General features: G+C 73.9%; 20 protein-coding genes. 14 read left to right on the top strand and 6 right to left on the bottom strand.

Annotation, left to right across the window (positions count from 1 at the left end):
• The first annotated feature begins 13 nt into the window (after positions 1–13).
• The 5 genes from LN652_RS18435 to LN652_RS18415 all read left to right on the top strand — a co-directional run bounded on the left by LN652_RS18435 (position 14) and on the right by LN652_RS18415 (position 3,703).
• Complete coding sequence (locus LN652_RS18435) at positions 14–466, top strand: gamma-glutamylcyclotransferase (RefSeq protein WP_230442041.1); 453 nt, start codon at positions 14–16, stop codon at positions 464–466.
• A gap of 147 nt (positions 467–613) precedes the next feature.
• Positions 614–1,423, top strand: coding sequence for a purine-nucleoside phosphorylase (locus tag LN652_RS18430; protein ID WP_230442040.1), 810 nt, complete (start codon positions 614–616; stop codon positions 1,421–1,423).
• A 1-nt stretch (position 1,424) separates the two neighbouring features.
• Complete coding sequence (locus LN652_RS18425; protein WP_230442039.1) at positions 1,425–2,222, top strand: NAD-dependent epimerase/dehydratase family protein; 798 nt, start codon at positions 1,425–1,427, stop codon at positions 2,220–2,222.
• 56 nt (positions 2,223–2,278) lie between these two features.
• A complete protein-coding gene (locus LN652_RS18420) occupies positions 2,279–2,653 on the top strand; it encodes a MerR family transcriptional regulator (RefSeq protein WP_230442038.1) in 375 nt (124 codons plus the stop codon).
• A gap of 57 nt (positions 2,654–2,710) precedes the next feature.
• Positions 2,711–3,703, top strand: a complete 993-nt coding sequence (locus LN652_RS18415; RefSeq protein ID WP_230442037.1) for an aldo/keto reductase — start codon at positions 2,711–2,713, stop codon at positions 3,701–3,703.
• 21 nt (positions 3,704–3,724) lie between these two features.
• Here LN652_RS18415 and LN652_RS18410 read toward each other — a convergent pair whose 3' ends face one another.
• Positions 3,725–5,044, bottom strand: a complete 1,320-nt coding sequence (locus tag LN652_RS18410) for a DUF2252 domain-containing protein (protein WP_230442036.1) — start codon at positions 5,042–5,044, stop codon at positions 3,725–3,727.
• 56 nt (positions 5,045–5,100) lie between these two features.
• On the opposite strand from LN652_RS18410, the gene tpx reads away from it, so the two are divergent.
• Positions 5,101–5,598, top strand: coding sequence for a thiol peroxidase (gene tpx / locus LN652_RS18405; protein ID WP_230442035.1), 498 nt, complete (start codon positions 5,101–5,103; stop codon positions 5,596–5,598).
• A 40-nt stretch (positions 5,599–5,638) separates the two neighbouring features.
• On the opposite strand, the gene LN652_RS18400 is transcribed toward tpx, so the two are convergent.
• Positions 5,639–6,283, bottom strand: a complete 645-nt coding sequence (locus LN652_RS18400; RefSeq protein WP_230442034.1) for an MOSC domain-containing protein — start codon at positions 6,281–6,283, stop codon at positions 5,639–5,641.
• Positions 6,280–6,723, bottom strand: a complete 444-nt coding sequence (locus tag LN652_RS18395; protein ID WP_329958443.1) for a MarR family winged helix-turn-helix transcriptional regulator — start codon at positions 6,721–6,723, stop codon at positions 6,280–6,282. Before LN652_RS18395 ends, LN652_RS18400 begins: the two co-directional genes overlap by 4 nt.
• Positions 6,724–6,813: 90 nt before the next feature.
• On the opposite strand from LN652_RS18395, the gene LN652_RS18390 reads away from it, so the two are divergent.
• Together LN652_RS18390 and LN652_RS18385 are read left to right on the top strand one after the other, a co-directional pair.
• A complete protein-coding gene (locus LN652_RS18390) occupies positions 6,814–7,329 on the top strand; it encodes a sigma factor (RefSeq protein ID WP_230442033.1) in 516 nt (171 codons plus the stop codon).
• The gene (locus LN652_RS18385) at positions 7,326–7,640 is read left to right on the top strand and encodes an ANTAR domain-containing protein (RefSeq protein WP_230442032.1); all 315 of its coding nucleotides are present in this window, start codon (positions 7,326–7,328) and stop codon (positions 7,638–7,640) included. The genes LN652_RS18390 and LN652_RS18385 overlap by 4 nt, the downstream gene beginning before the upstream one ends.
• Here LN652_RS18385 and LN652_RS18380 read toward each other — a convergent pair.
• Entirely contained in the window at positions 7,571–7,942 is a 372-nt protein-coding gene (locus LN652_RS18380; protein WP_230442031.1) for a VOC family protein, read from the bottom strand. The two genes, LN652_RS18385 and LN652_RS18380, sit on opposite strands and share 70 nt — an antisense overlap.
• A gap of 50 nt (positions 7,943–7,992) precedes the next feature.
• Between LN652_RS18380 and LN652_RS18375 the strand changes: the two genes are divergently transcribed.
• The 5 genes from LN652_RS18375 (at position 7,993) to yidC (ending at position 14,046) form a co-directional block, all read left to right on the top strand.
• A complete protein-coding gene (locus tag LN652_RS18375) occupies positions 7,993–9,657 on the top strand; it encodes a phospho-sugar mutase (RefSeq protein WP_230442030.1) in 1,665 nt (554 codons plus the stop codon).
• Entirely contained in the window at positions 9,650–10,831 is a 1,182-nt protein-coding gene (locus LN652_RS18370; protein WP_230442029.1) for a right-handed parallel beta-helix repeat-containing protein, read from the top strand. Before LN652_RS18375 ends, LN652_RS18370 begins: the two co-directional genes overlap by 8 nt.
• A gap of 64 nt (positions 10,832–10,895) precedes the next feature.
• Positions 10,896–12,872 carry a CASTOR/POLLUX-related putative ion channel gene (locus LN652_RS18365; RefSeq protein WP_230442028.1) on the top strand — a complete coding sequence of 659 codons (1,977 nt, stop codon included), beginning with the start codon at positions 10,896–10,898 and terminating at the stop codon, positions 12,870–12,872.
• Positions 12,873–12,900: 28 nt separating this feature from the next.
• Positions 12,901–13,191 carry a hypothetical protein gene (locus tag LN652_RS18360; protein ID WP_230442027.1) on the top strand — a complete coding sequence of 97 codons (291 nt, stop codon included), beginning with the start codon at positions 12,901–12,903 and terminating at the stop codon, positions 13,189–13,191.
• Positions 13,192–13,245: 54 nt separating this feature from the next.
• Entirely contained in the window at positions 13,246–14,046 is an 801-nt protein-coding gene (yidC, locus tag LN652_RS18355) for a membrane protein insertase YidC (RefSeq protein ID WP_230442026.1), read from the top strand.
• On the opposite strand, the gene LN652_RS18350 is transcribed toward yidC, so the two are convergent.
• A complete protein-coding gene (locus LN652_RS18350; protein WP_230442025.1) occupies positions 14,036–14,977 on the bottom strand; it encodes an NAD(P)-dependent alcohol dehydrogenase in 942 nt (313 codons plus the stop codon). The two genes, yidC and LN652_RS18350, sit on opposite strands and share 11 nt — an antisense overlap.
• Before the next feature lie 82 nt (positions 14,978–15,059).
• On the opposite strand from LN652_RS18350, the gene LN652_RS18345 reads away from it, so the two are divergent.
• Positions 15,060–15,716 (top strand): TetR/AcrR family transcriptional regulator, encoded by a 657-nt coding sequence (locus LN652_RS18345; protein WP_230442024.1) that lies wholly within the window; start codon positions 15,060–15,062, stop codon positions 15,714–15,716.
• Here the strand turns inward: LN652_RS18345 and LN652_RS18340 are convergent.
• Entirely contained in the window at positions 15,700–16,308 is a 609-nt protein-coding gene (locus tag LN652_RS18340) for a hypothetical protein (RefSeq protein ID WP_230442023.1), read from the bottom strand. The genes LN652_RS18345 and LN652_RS18340 overlap by 17 nt on opposite strands.
• Between the last annotated feature and the right edge of the window lie 19 nt (positions 16,309–16,327).

The following is a 16,327-nucleotide window of genomic DNA, read 5'->3' as shown; positions in this document are numbered from 1 at the left end:
TAGCCTTCATCCCGTGACGCTCTACGCCGCCTACGGGACGAACCTCGATCCCGCCCGGATGGGCGAGCGCTGCCCGCACTCGATCCTCCACTCCACCGGCTGGCTGACCGGCTGGCGACTGACCTTCGGGGGCGAGGAGCACGGCTGGGACGGCGCCCTGTCCACGATCGTCCAGGACCCGTTCGAGCAGGTCTTCGTGGCCGTCTACGACGTCACGCCCGAGGACGAGAAGGCCCTCGACGGCTGGGAGGCGGCCGACACCGGCCTCTACCGCAAGACCAAGGTGCGGGTGCAGACGATGACCGGCCCGCTCGTGGTCTGGGCCTACGTCCTCGACGCCTACGAGGGCGGCCTGCCCTCCGCGTCCTACCTCGGCGTGCTCGCCGACTCCGCCGAGGCCGCCGGGGCGCCCGAGGACTACGTCGCGGCGCTGCGCCGCCGCGCGTGCCGCTCGACCGGCCTCTGACCCGGCCCGGACGCGGCGCCGCGCCCGCCCCCGTGTGACCTTCCGCGCGGTCCCGCGTTGGACCTGCAGGGGCACCGTGTGCCGGCGGCGCCCGCTGCCGTGCAGGGGACGGCGGCGGGCGCCGTCGCACCGTCTAGAGTTCGCCGCGTGAACAGCGCTGACGCCCGCTCCCCGTACGACCTCGCCTCCGACGCCGCCGTGAAGCTCGCCGAGCTGACCGGCGTCGAGCGCCACGACATCGCCCTCGTGCTGGGCTCCGGGTGGCTGCCGGCCGTCGACGCGCTCGGCGAGGCCACCGCCGAGATCGACACCACCGACCTGCCCGGCTTCAGCGCCGCGGCCGTCGCCGGCCACAGCGGCAAGATCCGCTCGATCCGCAACGGCGACAAGAACCTGCTGGTCTTCCTCTCGCGCACCCACTTCTACGAGGGCAAGGGCGTCGCGGCGGTCGTCCACCCGATCCGCACGGCCGCGGCCGCGGGCTGCTCGACGATCGTCCTCACCAACGGGTGCGGCGGGCTCAAGCAGGGGTGGCAGCCCGGCCAGCCGGTGCTGATCTCCGACCACATCAACCTCACCGGCACCAGCCCGATCGTCGGCGCGAACTTCGTCGACCTCACCGACCTCTACAGCCCGCGCCTGCGGGCGATGTGCCGGGAGGTCGACTCCTCGCTCGACGAGGGCGTCTACGTGCAGTTCCCCGGCCCGCACTACGAGACCCCCGCGGAGGTCCGGATGGCCGGGATCCTGGGCGGCCACCTGGTCGGCATGAGCACCACCCTCGAGGCGATCGCGGCCCGCGAGGCCGGCATGGAGGTCCTCGGCATCAGCCTGGTCACCAACCTCGCCGCGGGCCTGAGCGGCGAGCCGCTCAACCACGAGGAGGTCCTCGAGGCCGGCAAGGCCGCCGCGAGCCGGATGGGCGGCCTGCTCAGCCAGGTCGTCACCCGGATCTGACGTGCGCGTCCTCGTCACCGGCGCCGCCGGCAGCCTCGGCCGCACCGTCTGCCCCGGCCTCGTCGCGGCCGGGCACGAGGTCGTCGGCCTCGACCTGGTGCCGGCGCCCGACGGCACCACCTTCGCGTGGCACGAGGCCGACTGCGCCGACGCCGACGCGGTCGAGGCCGTGCTCGCCGCCGAGCACCTCGACGCCGTGGTCCACCTCGCCGGGTTCCCCGACGAGGCGTCGCTGCCGACCGAGCTCACCTCCCACGTGGTGACCACCGCGGCGCTGCTCGACGCGATGCTCGCGCACCGCGTCCCGCGCATGGTCTACGCCTCCTCCAACCACGCCGTGGGCCGCACCCCGCGCGCCGACGGCGAGCTCACCGAGCACGCCCTGCCCCGCCCCGACACCTACTACGGCGTCGCCAAGGTGGCCGCGGAGGCGCTGCTGCAGCTGTTCGTCGACCGCCACGGCATCGACGCGGTGGCCTGCCGGATCGGCTCGTTCCTCGAGCAGCCCGGCACGGTGCGCGCCCTGTCGACCTGGCTCTCGCCCGGCGACGCCGTGCGGATGGTGCTCGCGGCGCTCACGGCCCCCTCCCCCGGCTATGCGGTCCTCCACGGCATCAGTGCCAACACGCGCGGCTGGTGGGACCTCGAGCCGGGGCGCCGGCTCGGCTACGAGCCGCAGGACGACGCCGAGGCGTACGCCGCCGAGGTGGTCGCGCGCGCCGAGGACGAGGACGAGGCTCGCTTCGTCGGAGGGCCGTTCGCGCTCGAGCGGTTCCACCGCCCCGCGCTCGGCGGCTGACCGTCCCGCACCGGCACGCTTGACTTGGAGCGCACTCCAGGTCGGACACTGGTGCGGTGACCAGCCTGAGCATCGCCGAGGCCGCCGAGCAGACCGGGCTGACCGCCCACACCCTGCGCTACTACGAGCGCGACGGCCTGCTCCTGCACTCCGTCGACCGTGCGCCGTCGGGCCACCGGCGCTACACCGACGAGGACCTGCGCTGGATCCAGATGGTCACCCGGCTGCGCTCGACCGGCATGCCGATCCGCGACGTGCGGCGCTACGCCGCGCTGGTCCGCGAGGGGGCCGGCAACGAGGACGAACGCCTGGCCCTCCTGCTCGCGCACCGCGAGACCGTCGAGCAGCAGCTCGCCGAGGTGACGTCGCACCTGCGCGCGATCGACCACAAGATCGCGATCTACGAGAACGCGGTGCGCCCGTCGGCGTGACGCACGCCGCCGACGGGGGTTGACTTGGAGCGCGCTCGAAGGCGTTGGGTGGAGGACATGACCCTCCAGAAGCGCACGCTCGGCACCACCTCCCCGCTCACCGTCAGCGCCCTCGGCCTCGGCTGCATGGGCATGTCGGAGTTCTACGGCACCCCCGACGAGCAGTCCGGCATCGACACCATCCACCGCGCGCTCGACCTCGGGGTGGGCTTCCTCGACACCGCCGACATGTACGGCCCGTTCACCAACGAGCGGCTCGTCGGCCGCGCGATCAAGGACCGCCGCGACGAGGTCCAGCTCGCCACCAAGTTCGGCAACGAGCGCAACCCCGACGGCTCGTGGGTGGGCATCAACGGCACCCCGGAGTACGTCCGGGCGGCCTGCGACGCGTCGCTCGGGCGGCTCGGCGTCGACCACATCGACCTCTACTACCAGCACCGCGTCGACAAGTCGGTCCCGATCGAGGAGACCGTCGGCGCGATGAAGGAGCTGGTCGAGGCCGGCAAGGTCCGCCACCTCGGCCTGTCCGAGGCGTCGGCCGCGACCATCCGCCGGGCGCACGCGGTGCACCCCATCACGGCGCTGCAAAGCGAGTACTCCCTCTTCACCCGCGACCTCGAGGACGAGGTGCTCCCCACGGTCCGCGAGCTCGGCATCGGGCTGGTGCCCTACTCCCCGCTGGGACGCGGCATCCTGACCGGCGCCGTGACACGCGAGTCGCTCGAGTCCGGCGACTCCCGCGCCGCCGGTCGCTTCCCGCGCTTCGAGGGCGACGCCCTCGACGCCAACCTCGCGCTGGTCGCCCAGGTCGAGCGGCTGGCCTCCGACAAGGGCTGCACGCCCGGCCAGCTCGCGCTCGCGTGGGTGCTCGCCCAGGGCGAGGACGTCGCCCCGATCCCCGGCACCAAGCGCGTGCGCTACCTCGAGGAGAACGTCGCGGCCGCCGACGTCGAGCTGAGCGCCGACGACCTCGCCTCGCTCGAGCAGGCGGTCCCCCGGGGCGCCGTGGCCGGCGAGCGCTACGGCGACATGTCGAGCATCGACGCCTGACGAGGGACCGCCCCGCGGGGGTCAGGTCGCGGCGATCCCGACCCGGCCCTCGCGGAAGGCGTCGACGAACAGCGCGTGGTCCTCGCGGACCCGCTCGGCGTAGGCGATGCCCCAGTCGCACAGCCAGCTGACGTAGTCCTTGCGGCGACCCTCGAGCGACTTCGCGATCGCCTCCTCGACCTGGAAGTCGACCAGGTCCTGCTGGCTGTCCTCGTCGGAGGCGCAGTGGATCTTCGCGGTCGCGCGTCCGAGCAGCTCGACGACGGCGCGCATGTCGGCGGGCTCGTTGATCTCGTCCCAGTCGAGGTCGACCTCGTAGGGCGAGACCTCCGCGACGACGAAGCCGACCCCGTCGATGCTGGTGTGCCCGAGCAGCGGGTCGGTGTGGACCTGGAGGGCCCGCTGGCTCACGACCGTGCGGTGGCCCTCGTGGCCGAAGTACGACTCCACCTCCCCGGTGTCGACGAACCGGCTCACCGCGGGGACGTTGGCCTGCTTCATGCTCAGCACCACGTCGTTGTCGAGGGCCTGGCTGTAGCCCTCGACGAGCACGTTGTAGGCCGGCAGCCCCGCGCTGCCGATGCCGAAGCCGGACTTGCCGACGACGTCGCGCAGCTCGTAGAAGAGCGCCCGGTCGAAGCGCTTGGACTGCGGGATCGTCTCCAGGTAGGCCTTGAACGCGGCCACGACCTTGCTGCGCTCCTCGCGGCCGAGCCGGCGCACCGAGGCGTCCTCGGCGAAGCGCCGGACGCCCTTCGTCATCACCGTCATGCCGTCGAGCAGCTCGGCCCGGCGCATCGCCCGGGCCTCCTCGAGCGCGATGAGCACCGGCCCGTGGGCGGTGCCGAGGGTGATCTCGAAGTCGTCGTCGGTGTCGGACTCGACGTAGTGGTTGACCTGGGCGAGGTAGGAGCGGGCGTAGTGGGCGATCAGCTTGCGGATCGCGTCCTCCGGCAGCGCCTTCTGCCACGCCAGCAGCGCCAGGCTCGCCGCGAAGCGCTGGAGGTCCCAGGTGAAGCGCCCGAGGTAGGCCTCGTCGAAGTCGTTGATGTCGAAGACGAGCCGGCCGTCGGAGTTGAGGTAGGTCCCGAAGTTCTCCACGTGCAGGTCGCCGTGGATCCAGATCCGCTCCGCGCCGTGGCGCGACCAGTCGTCGGGCTCGGCGGTGACGTCGTTGTAGAACAGGCAGGCGGTGCCGCGGTAGAAGGCGTGCGGGTCGCGCGCCATCTTGCGGTACTTCGCGCGGAACGCCGCGGGGTCGGCCCGCATGAGCGGGGCGAAGGCGTCGCGGAGCACCTCGACGATGACGGCGGTGCGGTCCTGCTTCTCGTCACGGGTCACGTCCGCACTGTAGGGCGGCGCGCAAGAGCCGTGCACTGCTGCGGCAGGATGGGCCCATGGCAACCACACAACTGGGTGACACCACCGTCAGCACCGTCGGCGAGCTGCCCGCGGTCGGCGCCAAGGCGCCGGGCTTCGAGCTGGTCGACGCGAAGTTCCAGCCGCTCACCGACTCCTCGGTGGCCGGCAAGCGCGTCGTGCTCAACATCTTCCCGAGCATCGACACCGGCGTGTGCCAGGCGAGCGTGAAGAAGTTCAACGAGCTCGCCGCCGGCCTCGACAACACGGCCGTCGTCTGCGTCTCGCGAGACCTGCCCTTCGCCCAGGCCCGCTTCTGCGGCGCCGAGGGCATCGAGGACGTCCTCGTCGGCTCGGCGTTCCGCTCCTCGTTCGGCCAGGACTACGGCGTCGCCATCGACGGCGGCGGCTGGGACCAGCTCTTCGCCCGCGCGGTCGTCGTCCTCGACACCGACGGCACGGTGCTGCACGCGCAGCTCACCGACGCGATCGGGCACGAGCCCGACTACGACGCCGCGGTCGCCGCGCTGTCCTGATCCACGGCGGTCCGTCCCCGGCTCCGGCCGGGGGCGGGCCTCACACCCGCGAGGCGAGCCAGTCGTGCTCGACCTGCGGCAGCACGCCGGCCTCCAGCAGCACCCGCGCCAGGTCGCGGTCGCCCATGCTGGCCCGGAAGAACATCGGCACCGTGAGCCCGTGGCCGGGTCGGTGCACGACCTCGATCGGGTCGTCGCGCTCGACGACCCCCGCCTCGCGGACGGCGAGGTAGGCGCCGGTGCGGCCACGCTCGGTGAAGCGCCGCACCCACCGCGGCTCGGCCATGTGGGCGGCGAAGGTCGCGCACGGGATGCGCGGGCCGCACACCTCGAGCAGCACGGCCCCGACGCGCCACCGCTCGCCGATCTCGGCGTCGTCGACCTCGTGGCCGCTGGTCGTCAGGTTCTCGCCGAACATCCCGTCGGCGAGGTCCCGGCCGGTCGCACGGCCCCACCAGTCGAGCTCCTCGCGGGCGACGGCGTAGACCGCCTGCGTCTCGCCGCCGTGGTGCTTGCGGCTGCCGATCTCGTCCCCGACGACCCCGCTGCCGAGGCCGCCGTGCTTCGGCCCGGGGTCGCGCACGGTGATCCGGTCGACGGGGTGCTTGCGGATGCCGCTGGGTCGGCGCAGGCCGGCGACCGGGGCCAGCGCCCCGGCGTTGACCGACAGGACGGTGGCGCTCACGACGTCGGGGACGAGACCCGGGCGGTCAGGGTGCGCAGGGTGTCCTGCAGCTCCTCGAACTCCGCCGGGGCGAGGCCGAGCTGGTCGACCATGTCGCAGTGGATCGCCTTGGCGTGGCGGCGCAGCGCCTCCCCCTTGCCCGCCAGCGACACGACGACCAGGCGCTCGTCGGTGTGGTCCCGGCGACGCTCGACCAGGCCCGCCGCCTCCATCCGCTTGAGCAGCGGCGTGAGGGTCCCGTGGTCCAGCCGGAGTCGCGCGGCCAGGTCGCGCACCGTGCGGCTCTGGTGCTCCCAGAGCACGATCAGGACCAGGTACTGCGGGTAGGTGATCCCGAGCTGGTCGAGGACGGGGCGATAGGCAGCCGTCACCGCGCGGGACGCGGCGTAGAGGTCGAAGCAGAGCTGGTCATCCAGCGGCGGCGCCTTGGTCGTCCTCATGCGCACAGTCTGCCCTACGCCGTATACCTTGTGCACCAGTGGTTTGTGCACAAGGCATGATGCCGCAGCAGGAAGTCTGGGAGGGCACCTGTGGCCGTTGGAGCTACACCCCACGTCGGTGACGGGCGGCCCCCGTCCCTCGACGAGCTGCTCGTCAGGTCGGGCCGGGGGGACCGCTCGGCCTTCACCGATCTCTACGACCGGCTCGCCCCTCGCGTGTTCGGCCTGGTCTCGTGCCTGGTGCGCGACCCCGGCGAGGCGGAGCGGATCTCCTGCGACGCCTTCCTCGAGGTGTGGCGCCGTGCGGCGACCTACGACCCCGCCAGCTCGGGCGCCGCGGCCTGGGTCCTCGGCACCGCGCGCCGGCTCGCCGTGCCGGCGAGCCGGCTCGCCCACCGCTCCCCCGGCGCGCCCGTCATGAGCCAGGTGCACGACCCGTTCCTGCGTGCGTCCGGCCTCACCCGCCCGCAGGCCCGCGCCGTGCACCTCGCGTGGTTCGACGGACTCGACCACCGGCGCATCGAGGCGGAGATGGGGTCGGGGGAACCGGCGGCTGCCCTGATCACGGGGGCGCTGAGGACGCTGGCACCGGCCGGTCCCCGATGACCGCGCCCGCCAGTGACGCGCAGGGTGCAGCGCAGACGGAGATCGAGCAGCTGCGCGCCGCGCTGGAGAGCCGGCTGGTCATCGGCCAGGCCCAGGGCGTCCTGATGGAGCGGCTCGACATCGATCCCCGCCAGGCCATGGACTACCTCAGGCGGGCGTCGAACGAGCTCAACCGCAAGCTGGCGCTGGTCGCCGCGGACATCGTCCGCACCCGCGAGCTGCCCACCCGCCTGCCGGGCGGTCAGGAGTCGCCGGAGTGGCAGACGGCCTCGACGTTGTTGCCCTCGGTGTCGCGGACGAACGCCCCGTAGTAACCGGGGTGGTACTCCGGCCACAGGCGCGGCTCGTGCAGCGACTCCGCCCCGGCGGCGACCGCCTCGGCGTGGAAGGCCCGCACCGTCGCGGCGTCGGGGGCGGTGAAGGCGACGTGGACCTCGCGGTTCGGGCCGACTCCGTCGAAGGTGCTGATCCAGAAGTCGGGGCCCTCGGTGCCGTAGCCGATGGCGACCTCGACGTCCATCACGCGCCGGTGGCCGAGCACGCCCAGGACCCGGTCGTAGAACGTCGCCGCGCGGGCGAGGTCGGTGCAGTTGATGCCCAGGTGATCGATCATCGTGACAGCGTGGCAGCACCGACCGACAGCGGTGGGGATACGGTGCCGCCATGACCGCACCGACCGAGCTGATCGAGCACGCCCGCGCATGGGCCGCCGAGGACCCCGACGACCAGACCCGAGCCGAGCTCGAGGCCGTCGTCGCCGCCGCCGAGCGCGGCGAGGACACCGACCTCGCCGACCGGTTCGCCGGCACCCTCGAGTTCGGCACGGCCGGCCTGCGCGGCGCGCTCGGTGCCGGCCCGAACCGGATGAACCGCGTGGTGGTCACCCGCGCCGCCGCGGGCCTCGCGGCCTACCTCCGCGACACCGGCCACGCCGGCGGCTCGGTCGTCATCGGCTTCGACGCCCGGCACAACTCCGACGTCTTCGCGCGCGACACCGCCGAGATCATGACCGGCGCCGGCTTCAAGGCGCTCGTCATGCCCCGGACGCTGCCCACCCCGCTGCTGGCCTTCGCCATCCGCGAGCTCGGCTGCGCCGCCGGCGTGATGGTCACCGCCAGCCACAACCCGCCGCAGGACAACGGCTACAAGGTCTACCTCGGCGACGGCAGCCAGATCGTGCCGCCCGCCGACAGCGGCATCGCCGAGCGGATCGCCGCCGTGGGCGCCCTCGCGGACCTGCCGCGCGGCAACGGCGGCACGCTGGTGTCCGAGGAGATCGTCGACCGCTACCTCGACACCGTCGCAGGCCTGGCCGAGGACGGCCCCCGCGACCTGTCCGTGGTCTACACCCCCCTGCACGGCGTGGGCGGCACCACCGTCGCCCAGGTGCTGGAGACCGCCGGCTTCGACGCGCCCCACGTGGTCGAGGAGCAGGAGCACCCGGACCCGGAGTTCTCGACCGTCTCCTTCCCCAACCCCGAGGAGCCGGGGGCGATGGACCTCGCCCTCGCGCTGGCCGCCGCGAAGCGGGCCGACCTCGTCGTGGCCAACGACCCCGACGCCGACCGCTGCGCGGTCGCGGTGCCCGACGCCCACGGCTGGCGGATGCTGCGCGGCGACGAGGTCGGCGCGCTGCTGGCCCACCACCTGATCGCCCGGGGCCGCACCGGCACCTTCGCCAACTCGATCGTGTCCTCGAGCCTGCTGGGCAAGATGGCCGCAGCCGCCGGGCAGCCGCACGAGGAGACCCTCACCGGCTTCAAGTGGATCGGCCGCGTCGAGGGCCTCGCCTTCGGCTACGAGGAGGCGCTCGGCTACTGCTGCGACCCCGAGCACGTGAAGGACAAGGACGGCGTGTCCGCGCTGCTGCTGGTCTGCGAGCTCGCCGCGCAGGCCAAGGCCGACGGCCGGACCCTCGTCGACCTGCTCGACGACATCGCCCGCGAGCACGGCCTGCACGCCACCGACCAGCTGTCGGTGCGCTTCGAGGACCTCGCCGACATCCCGGCCACGATGGACCGGCTCCGGTCCGCGCCGCCGCAGGAGCTCGGCGGGCTGGCGGTCGAGCGGGCCGAGGACCTGTCCCAGGGCACCGACCTGCTGCCGCCCACCGACGGCCTGCGGTATTCGCTCGCCGAGGGCGCCCGGGTCATCGTCCGTCCGAGCGGCACCGAGCCCAAGGTCAAGTGCTACCTCGAGGTGGTCGTCCCGGTCGAGGCCGGCGCCGACGACGGCGTCGACGCGGCACGCATCTCGGCCGCGGGACGCCTCGACGCGATCAAGGCCGACCTGCGCGGCGTCGCGTTCGGGCAGCCCCTCGGTGGCTGAGGTGCGGGCACAGCGGGCCTCCGCCACCACCGCCCTGGCCCTGGCCCTCACGTCGGGGCTGCTCGCCACCTCCCCCGCCCCTGCGGCCGTGCCCTCGGCGGCGGCCGAGCGGGCACCGCGGACCTGGTACGTCGGACCCGGCCGCGACCTCGCCACGCCGAGCGCCGCAGCCGCGGTGGCCGGCGACGGCGACACCGTGCTGATCGACGCCGGGACCTACTCCGGCGACGTCGCGACCTGGACCCAGGACGACCTCACGCTGCGCGGGGTCGGCGGACGCGCCCACCTGCGCGCCGACGGCAACGACGCCCAGGGCAAGGCGATCTGGGTGATCGCCGGCGACCGCACCCGGGTCGACCGCGTCGAGATGAGCGGCGCGGAGGTGCCGGACCAGAACGGCGCAGGGATCCGGCAGGAGGGCACCGACCTCACCGTCACCCGCAGCTGGTTCCACGACAACCAGGACGGCATCCTCACCGGCGCCGACCCGGCCAGCGACATCGTCATCCGCCGCTCGCGCTTCTTCCGCAACGGGGGCGGTGACGGCTACACCCACAACCTCTACGTCGGCGCCGTGCGCTCGCTCACCGTCACCGGCAGCTGGTTCTGGGGTGCGGACGTCGGCCACGAGCTCAAGTCGCGGGCCGCCCGCACCACCGTCGTCGGCAACCTCTTCGACGACGCGGACGCGACCGCGAGCTACTCCATCGACCTGCCGAACGGCGGCCGGTCGCTCGTGGCCGGCAACGTGGTCGTCCAGGGCCCGCGGTCGGAGAACTCCACCCTCGTCTCCTACGGCGCCGAGGGGTTGACGAACCCGTCGCACCGGATCGTCGTCGTGCACAACACCTTCGTGAACCGGCGCTCCAGCGGCACCTTCCTGTCGCTGGCCATCGGCAGCCGGGCGGTCCTGCGCAACAACCTGCTCGTCGGTCCCGGTGACCTGACCGCGGGCGAGGGCGCGGACGCCCGGGCCAACCGCCGCGTCCGGCGTGGCGCGTTCGTCGACCCCGCGTCGGGCGACTACCGCCTGGTCGCCTCCTCCCCCGCCGTCGACCGGGGCGTCCGCGTGCCGGCCCGCTGGCGCCCGCGGCTGGAGTACGTCCACCCGGCCGGCTCGACCCGCCGACCCGTCCGCGGTCGACCCGACCTCGGGGCGTACGAGCTGCGCTAGACGGATCTGCCCCATTCCGCGGAACGGCCTGCACGGCACGGGCCGCTGCCCCACCATGAGCGCCATGGGACAGACCGGTCGCCAGCTCCGCACGCGCACCACCCGCGCGATGGGTGAGCGCGCCTCCTCCAGCAGCGCCTCCACCAGCGCCACCGCCTCCACCGGCCGACGGGCGGTCCCCGCGCCGAGCTGGCGCGACCGGGCGCGCTACCTCTTCGACAACTCGATGTCGCGGGGGACGCCCGCCCTCATCGCCTGGCTCACTGCCCTGACCCTGGTGCTCATCGTCGTCTTCGCGCTGCTGACCATCGGCCTCGGCCTGCGCGGCGACGCGGGCGGGAGCCTCGGCGACGAGGTCTTCAACGCGCTCCTGCACGCCCTCGACCCGGGCACGGTGGCCGGCGACGCCGGCAGCCCGTGGCGCTACGTCCTCACCATGCTGGTGCTCACCGTCGGCGGCCTGTTCATCGTCAGCGCGCTGATCGGCGTCATCGCCGCCGGCATCGACGCCCGGATCGCCGAGCTCCAGCGCGGGCGCTCCCTGGTCCTGGAGCGCGACCACACCGTCATCCTCGGCTGGTCGGAGTCGATCTTCACGATCCTGCGCGAGCTCGCGATCGCCAACGAGAGCCGGCGACGCCCGGTGGTCGTGGTCCTCGCCGACCGCGACAAGGTCGAGATGGAGGAGGAGATCCGCGCCAAGGTGCCCGACCCGCGCGGCACCCGGATCGTGTGCCGCAGCGGGTCGCCGATGGACGTCGACGACCTCGCCGTCTCGGGCCACCACGCGGCCCGCTCGGTCATCCTGCTGGCGCCGTCGGGCTCGGAGGACCCCGACGCCGAGGTGATCAAGACGCTGCTCGCGCTCACCCACGAGGGTGGCGACGGGCCGCGGATCGTCGCCGAGATCCGCAACCCGACGAACCTGGAGGCGGCGCGGCTGGTCGGTGCGGAGCGCACCACCCTGCTCGACATCCGCGAGACCGTCGCCAAGCTGGTCGTCCAGACCTCGCGCCAGTCGGGTGCGTCGGCGGTCTACGTCGAGCTCTTCGACTACGACGGCGACGAGATCTACTTCCTCGCCGACCACGAGCTGGACGGGCTGACCTTCGGCGCGGCCCAGCACCGCTTCGAGAGCGCCTCGCTGATCGGGCTGGTGGGCCCCGGGGGCAGCCGCCTCTGCCCGCCGCCCGACACCGTGATCGCCGGGCACGCCCTCGTCCTGGTGGCCGAGGACGACTCCGTGCTGGACGCCGCCGGCGCCGCCCTGGCACCGCCGGTCGAGGCACACCTCGGGGAGACCACGGCGGTCGACCAGCACCCCGGCCGCGCGGTGATGATCGGCTGGAACGAGCGTGCCCCGCTGATGCTGCGCGAGCTCGACCGGTATGCCGCGCCGGGCTCGACGATCACCGTGCTCACCTCCCACGGCGAGCCTCGCGTCCCGCCGCTGGAGCACCTCGCGGTCGAGGTGGTGCGCGGGGTGACGACCGACCGCGCCACCCTCGACGAGCACGTCGTCGCCGGCCTCGACCAGGTCATCGTGCTGTGCTACTCCGACGACCTCGCGCCGCAGGCGGCCGACGCGCGCACCCTCGTCACCCTGCTGCACGTCCGCGACATCCTGGCCCGGCTCGACGGCGAGACCGCGGTGGTCAGCGAGATGATGGACGACCGCAACCGGGTGCTCGCCCAGGTCGCCGACATCGACGACGTCGTGGTCAGCGGCGAGTTCGTCAGCCTCATCGTCACCCAGCTCTCGGAGGACGCCCGGCTCGAGGCGGTCTTCGCCGAGCTCCTCGGTGCCGACGGCGCCGAGATCTACCTGCGGCCGGCCGAGTGGTACGTCCGTCCCGGCGTCGAGGTCGCGTGGGCCACCGTCGTCGAGGGCGCCGTCCGCCGCGGCGAGGTCGCGATCGGCTGGAAGTCCGACTCGCTGTCGGAGACCGGCGCGGAGTTCGGGGTCCGGGTCAACCCGTCCAAGTCGACGACCCTCACGACCGGGCCGGGCGACCGCGTCGTCGTGCTCGCCCAGGACTGACCGTCCGCGCACCGGCTAGGCTCGCGACGTGGTGAGGACCTGTCTCGACGTGGCGACGGCGCTCGTGCTGTCCGTCGTGGCCGGCGCGTCCCTCGCCCCGGCGATGCCCGAGCTGGCCGCGCAGGCGGTCGTGCTGCTGGCGGTCCTCGTCGCAGCCGCCGCACCGATCGGCCACGGCGCGCTGCGCGCCGTGCCGGCAGCAGGCGTCCACGCGCTCCGGCCACGCCGCCGCGCGGCGTCGGTGCCGCTCGTGCTGGCCGGCCGCACCACCGACGTGGTGCACCACCCGCTGCGTCCGCGCGCTCCTGGACTGGTCTGACCCGTCGCCCCGGCGACGTCCGCAGACCCCGTCCCTCCCGTCCCAGGAGCCCTCATGTCCCTGCTCGAACCCGTCAAGCACGCCCTCGCCGCGGTCCTCGCGACCGCCCACGACGCCCTCACCTCGCTCGGCGCGGACCCCGCGTCCGCGGTCACCTGGCTGGCCTGCGTCGCCGTGGTCGTCGTCCTCGTCCGCACCGCGATGCTGCCCTTCGTCGTGCACGGCGTGCGCCAGGCCCACGCCGGCGCCCGCGCCCGGCCGCACCTGCGCGAGCTCGCGGAGCGCTACCGCGGCCGGACCGACGCGGACAGCCTCCGCGCCATGGTCGAGGAGCGGCGCGCCCTCTCGGCCGAGCACGGCGTGAGCCGGCTCGGCTGCCTGCCGCTGCTCGTCCAGCTGCCCGTGTGGATCGGCCTCTACCACCTGCTGTCCGAGGTCGCGTCCGGCTCCGCGGTGGGGGCGATGACGCCCTCGCTGGTGTCGTCGCTCGGCACCGCCTCCGTGCTCGGCGTCTCGCTCGCCACCCACGGCTACCTCGGCTCGGGCGCCGCCCACCTCGTGGTCGTCGTGGCGCTGGCCGCCACGGCGGCCGCGCTGTCCTTCGCCACCCAGCACTTCTTCGTGCTGCCCAACACCGTCACCGACGGCCTGCCGGAGGCGATGGCCACCGCCCAGCGGCTGATGCCGACCCTGTCGGCCCTCGGCGTGCTGCTGTCGGCGGGGGTGGTGCCGGTCGCGCTGCTGGGCTACTGGGTGATGAGCTCGACGTGGACGCTGGCCCAGTCCGCCGTGGTCGCGCGCTGGTTCCCCACGCCCGGGACGGAGGCCGCCCGCCGGGCCGCGCTCAGGGCGTGAGGACCAGGCTCCCGACCTTGCGGCCCGAGTCGACCACGCGGTGCGCCTCGACGACCTCGTCGAGCGGCAGCGTGCGGGAGACCACCGGGTCGAGGTCGCCGGCGGCCACGAGGGCGAGCAGGCGGTCGAACACGGCGGGGTCCTCGGCGCTCGTGCCCGCCCGGACGTCACCGCGGGCCAGCACCACGTCGGTGAGGCCCGCGACCGCCAGGAGCACCACGCCGCCCGGCGCCAGCAGGCGTCGTCCGCTGTGCCGGTCGAGGTTCCCGACCGTGTCCAGGACCACGTCGTGGGTGGCGGGCAGGTCGAGCACCGACGTCGTGGTGTGGTCGACGACCTCGTCGGCGCCCAGCGACCGCACCAGGTCGGCGTTGCGGCCGCTGCACACGGCCGTGACGTGGGCGCCCGCGTTCCGGGCGAGCTGGACGGCTGCCGTGCCGATCGCCCCCGAGGCACCGTTGACCAGCACCCGCTGGCCCGGCCGCACCCGGTCACCCAGGAAGTGCAGGGCGGTGGCACCGCCGAACAGCACGCCGGCGGCGTCCTCGTGCGAGACGCCGGCGGGCTTGCGCGAGGTCTTCGCGGCGGGGACGCAGACCAGCTCGGCGTGGCCGCCGAACGAGACACCGGTCATGCCGCAGACCTCGTCGCCGACGCTGAAGCCGCTCACGCCGGGACCGACCTCCTCGACCACCCCCGAGAAGACACCGCCGAGCACGGTGCGCCGCGGTCGTCGTACGCCGAAGGCGAGCCGCGCGAACGGGCCGAACCCGCGCGGGAACCGGGCCGCCCGGATCCGGCCGTCGGCCGAGGTCACCGCCGTGGCGCGCACGCGCACCAGCAGCCGCCCGCGGCGCACGTCCGGCGCGGGGACGTCGCGCACCTGCACCACCTCGGGCGGTCCGTACCGCTCCACCACCGCTGCCCTCATCGCCACTCTCCCTTACACCCGTAAGCCTGGTGGCACCAGAGTAGCCTTACGGCCGTAAGTCACGCCACCCGAGGAGCACCACGTGTCCAGACCACCCCTCACCCACCAGCGCGTCGTCGAGGCGGCGGGCCGGGTCGCCGACGCCGCCGGCCTCGGCGGGGTGAGCATGCGCAGCGTCGGGCGCGAGCTCGGGGTCGAGGCGATGTCGCTCTACCACCACGTCGCCAGCAAGGACGCCCTGCTCGACGGCCTGGCCGACTGGCTCTTCGCCCAGATCGCGACGCCGACCGCGGGACTCCCCTGGCGCGCGGAGATGGAGACCCGCGCCCACTCCGCACGGCGCGTCCTCGCCGCGCACCCGTGGGGGCTCGGCCTCATCGAGTCGCGCCGCTCCCCCGGCCCTGCGTCGTTGCGCCACCACGACTCCGTGCTCGGCTGCCTGCGCACCGCGGGATTCACGGTGGCCCTGGCGGCGCACGCCTTCTCGGTGCTCGACGCCTACACCTACGGCTTCGTGCTCACCGAGGTGAACCTGCCCTTCGAGCCCGGCGAGTCCACCGAGGAGTTCCTGGCCGGGATCGCGGGGGCGCTGGTCGACCACCCGCACCTGGCCGAGATGGTCGCCGAGCAGGTGTCGGGGCGCGACTACGCCTACGGCAACGAGTTCGACCACGGCCTGGCGCTGGTCCTCGACGGCCTCGAGGCCCGGCACGACGCCGAGGTCAGAGCACGAACGTGAGCACCAGCACCACGACGGACGCGCCGATCAGCGCGAGCGGCAGGGCGTCGCGCCGACGCCGCACCGCGTCGGGCAGCGCGAGCTGCTCCGGCGACCCCGGCCGGACCCCGGCGGCGGTGCGGGCCTGGTCGACGAGCTCGTGGAGGCGGTGCTCGACGAAGTCGGCGTAGGCCATGCCCTCCGTGGGCTCCGCCCCCGCCCCCGGGCCGCTCCCCGAGCGGATGGCCTTGCGCCACGAGCGGCCGACGACGGTGGAGACCCAGCGCCGGTCGTCGGCGCGGACCGCGAGGACCTGGCGCACGGCCATCTCCTCGACGGCCGCGAGCCGGATGTGGACGGTCTCGGCGAGGTTGCGCATGACGAGGTGGTCGCCGGTCGCCCAGAGCGCCGGGCGCAGCATCGCGGCCCACGCGAGCACGCCGCCGAGCAGCGCGACGCCGATCACCCACGCCGGGAAGCCGTCGTCGAGGTAGACCACGCCGGCCACGACCACGATCGCGGCCAGGACCAGCGCCATCCAGCCGGTCACCCGGCCGCTGGTGGCGTGGAACCGCTCCACGACCGGGTCCTGGTCCTGCTGCACGCGTGACATGGAAGAGCCTCCGATTTGG

This window comes from Nocardioides okcheonensis (assembly GCF_020991065.1).
GTDB lineage: Bacteria > Actinomycetota > Actinomycetes > Propionibacteriales > Nocardioidaceae > Nocardioides > Nocardioides okcheonensis.
The sequence above is the reverse complement of the archived record's forward strand: the minus strand, read 5'-3'. Positions and strand labels throughout refer to the sequence as shown.

Bases quoted from the DNA above. Each gene is read 5' to 3' on its own strand.
- LN652_RS18350 (WP_230442025.1), bottom strand. From the start codon at position 14,977: ATGAGGGCAGCGGTGGTGGAGCGGTACGGACCGCCCGAGGTGGTGCAG.
- LN652_RS18385 (WP_230442032.1), top strand. From the start codon at position 7,326: ATGACCGCGCCCGCCAGTGACGCGCAGGGTGCAGCGCAGACGGAGATC.
- tpx (WP_230442035.1), top strand. From the start codon at position 5,101: ATGGCAACCACACAACTGGGTGACACCACCGTCAGCACCGTCGGCGAG.
- LN652_RS18340 (WP_230442023.1), bottom strand. From the start codon at position 16,308: ATGTCACGCGTGCAGCAGGACCAGGACCCGGTCGTGGAGCGGTTCCAC.
- LN652_RS18375 (WP_230442030.1), top strand. From the start codon at position 7,993: ATGACCGCACCGACCGAGCTGATCGAGCACGCCCGCGCATGGGCCGCC.
- LN652_RS18395 (WP_329958443.1), bottom strand. From the start codon at position 6,723: ATGAGGACGACCAAGGCGCCGCCGCTGGATGACCAGCTCTGCTTCGAC.
- yidC (WP_230442026.1), top strand. From the start codon at position 13,246: ATGTCCCTGCTCGAACCCGTCAAGCACGCCCTCGCCGCGGTCCTCGCG.
- LN652_RS18415 (WP_230442037.1), top strand. From the start codon at position 2,711: ATGACCCTCCAGAAGCGCACGCTCGGCACCACCTCCCCGCTCACCGTC.
- LN652_RS18380 (WP_230442031.1), bottom strand. From the start codon at position 7,942: ATGATCGATCACCTGGGCATCAACTGCACCGACCTCGCCCGCGCGGCG.
- LN652_RS18365 (WP_230442028.1), top strand. From the start codon at position 10,896: ATGGGACAGACCGGTCGCCAGCTCCGCACGCGCACCACCCGCGCGATG.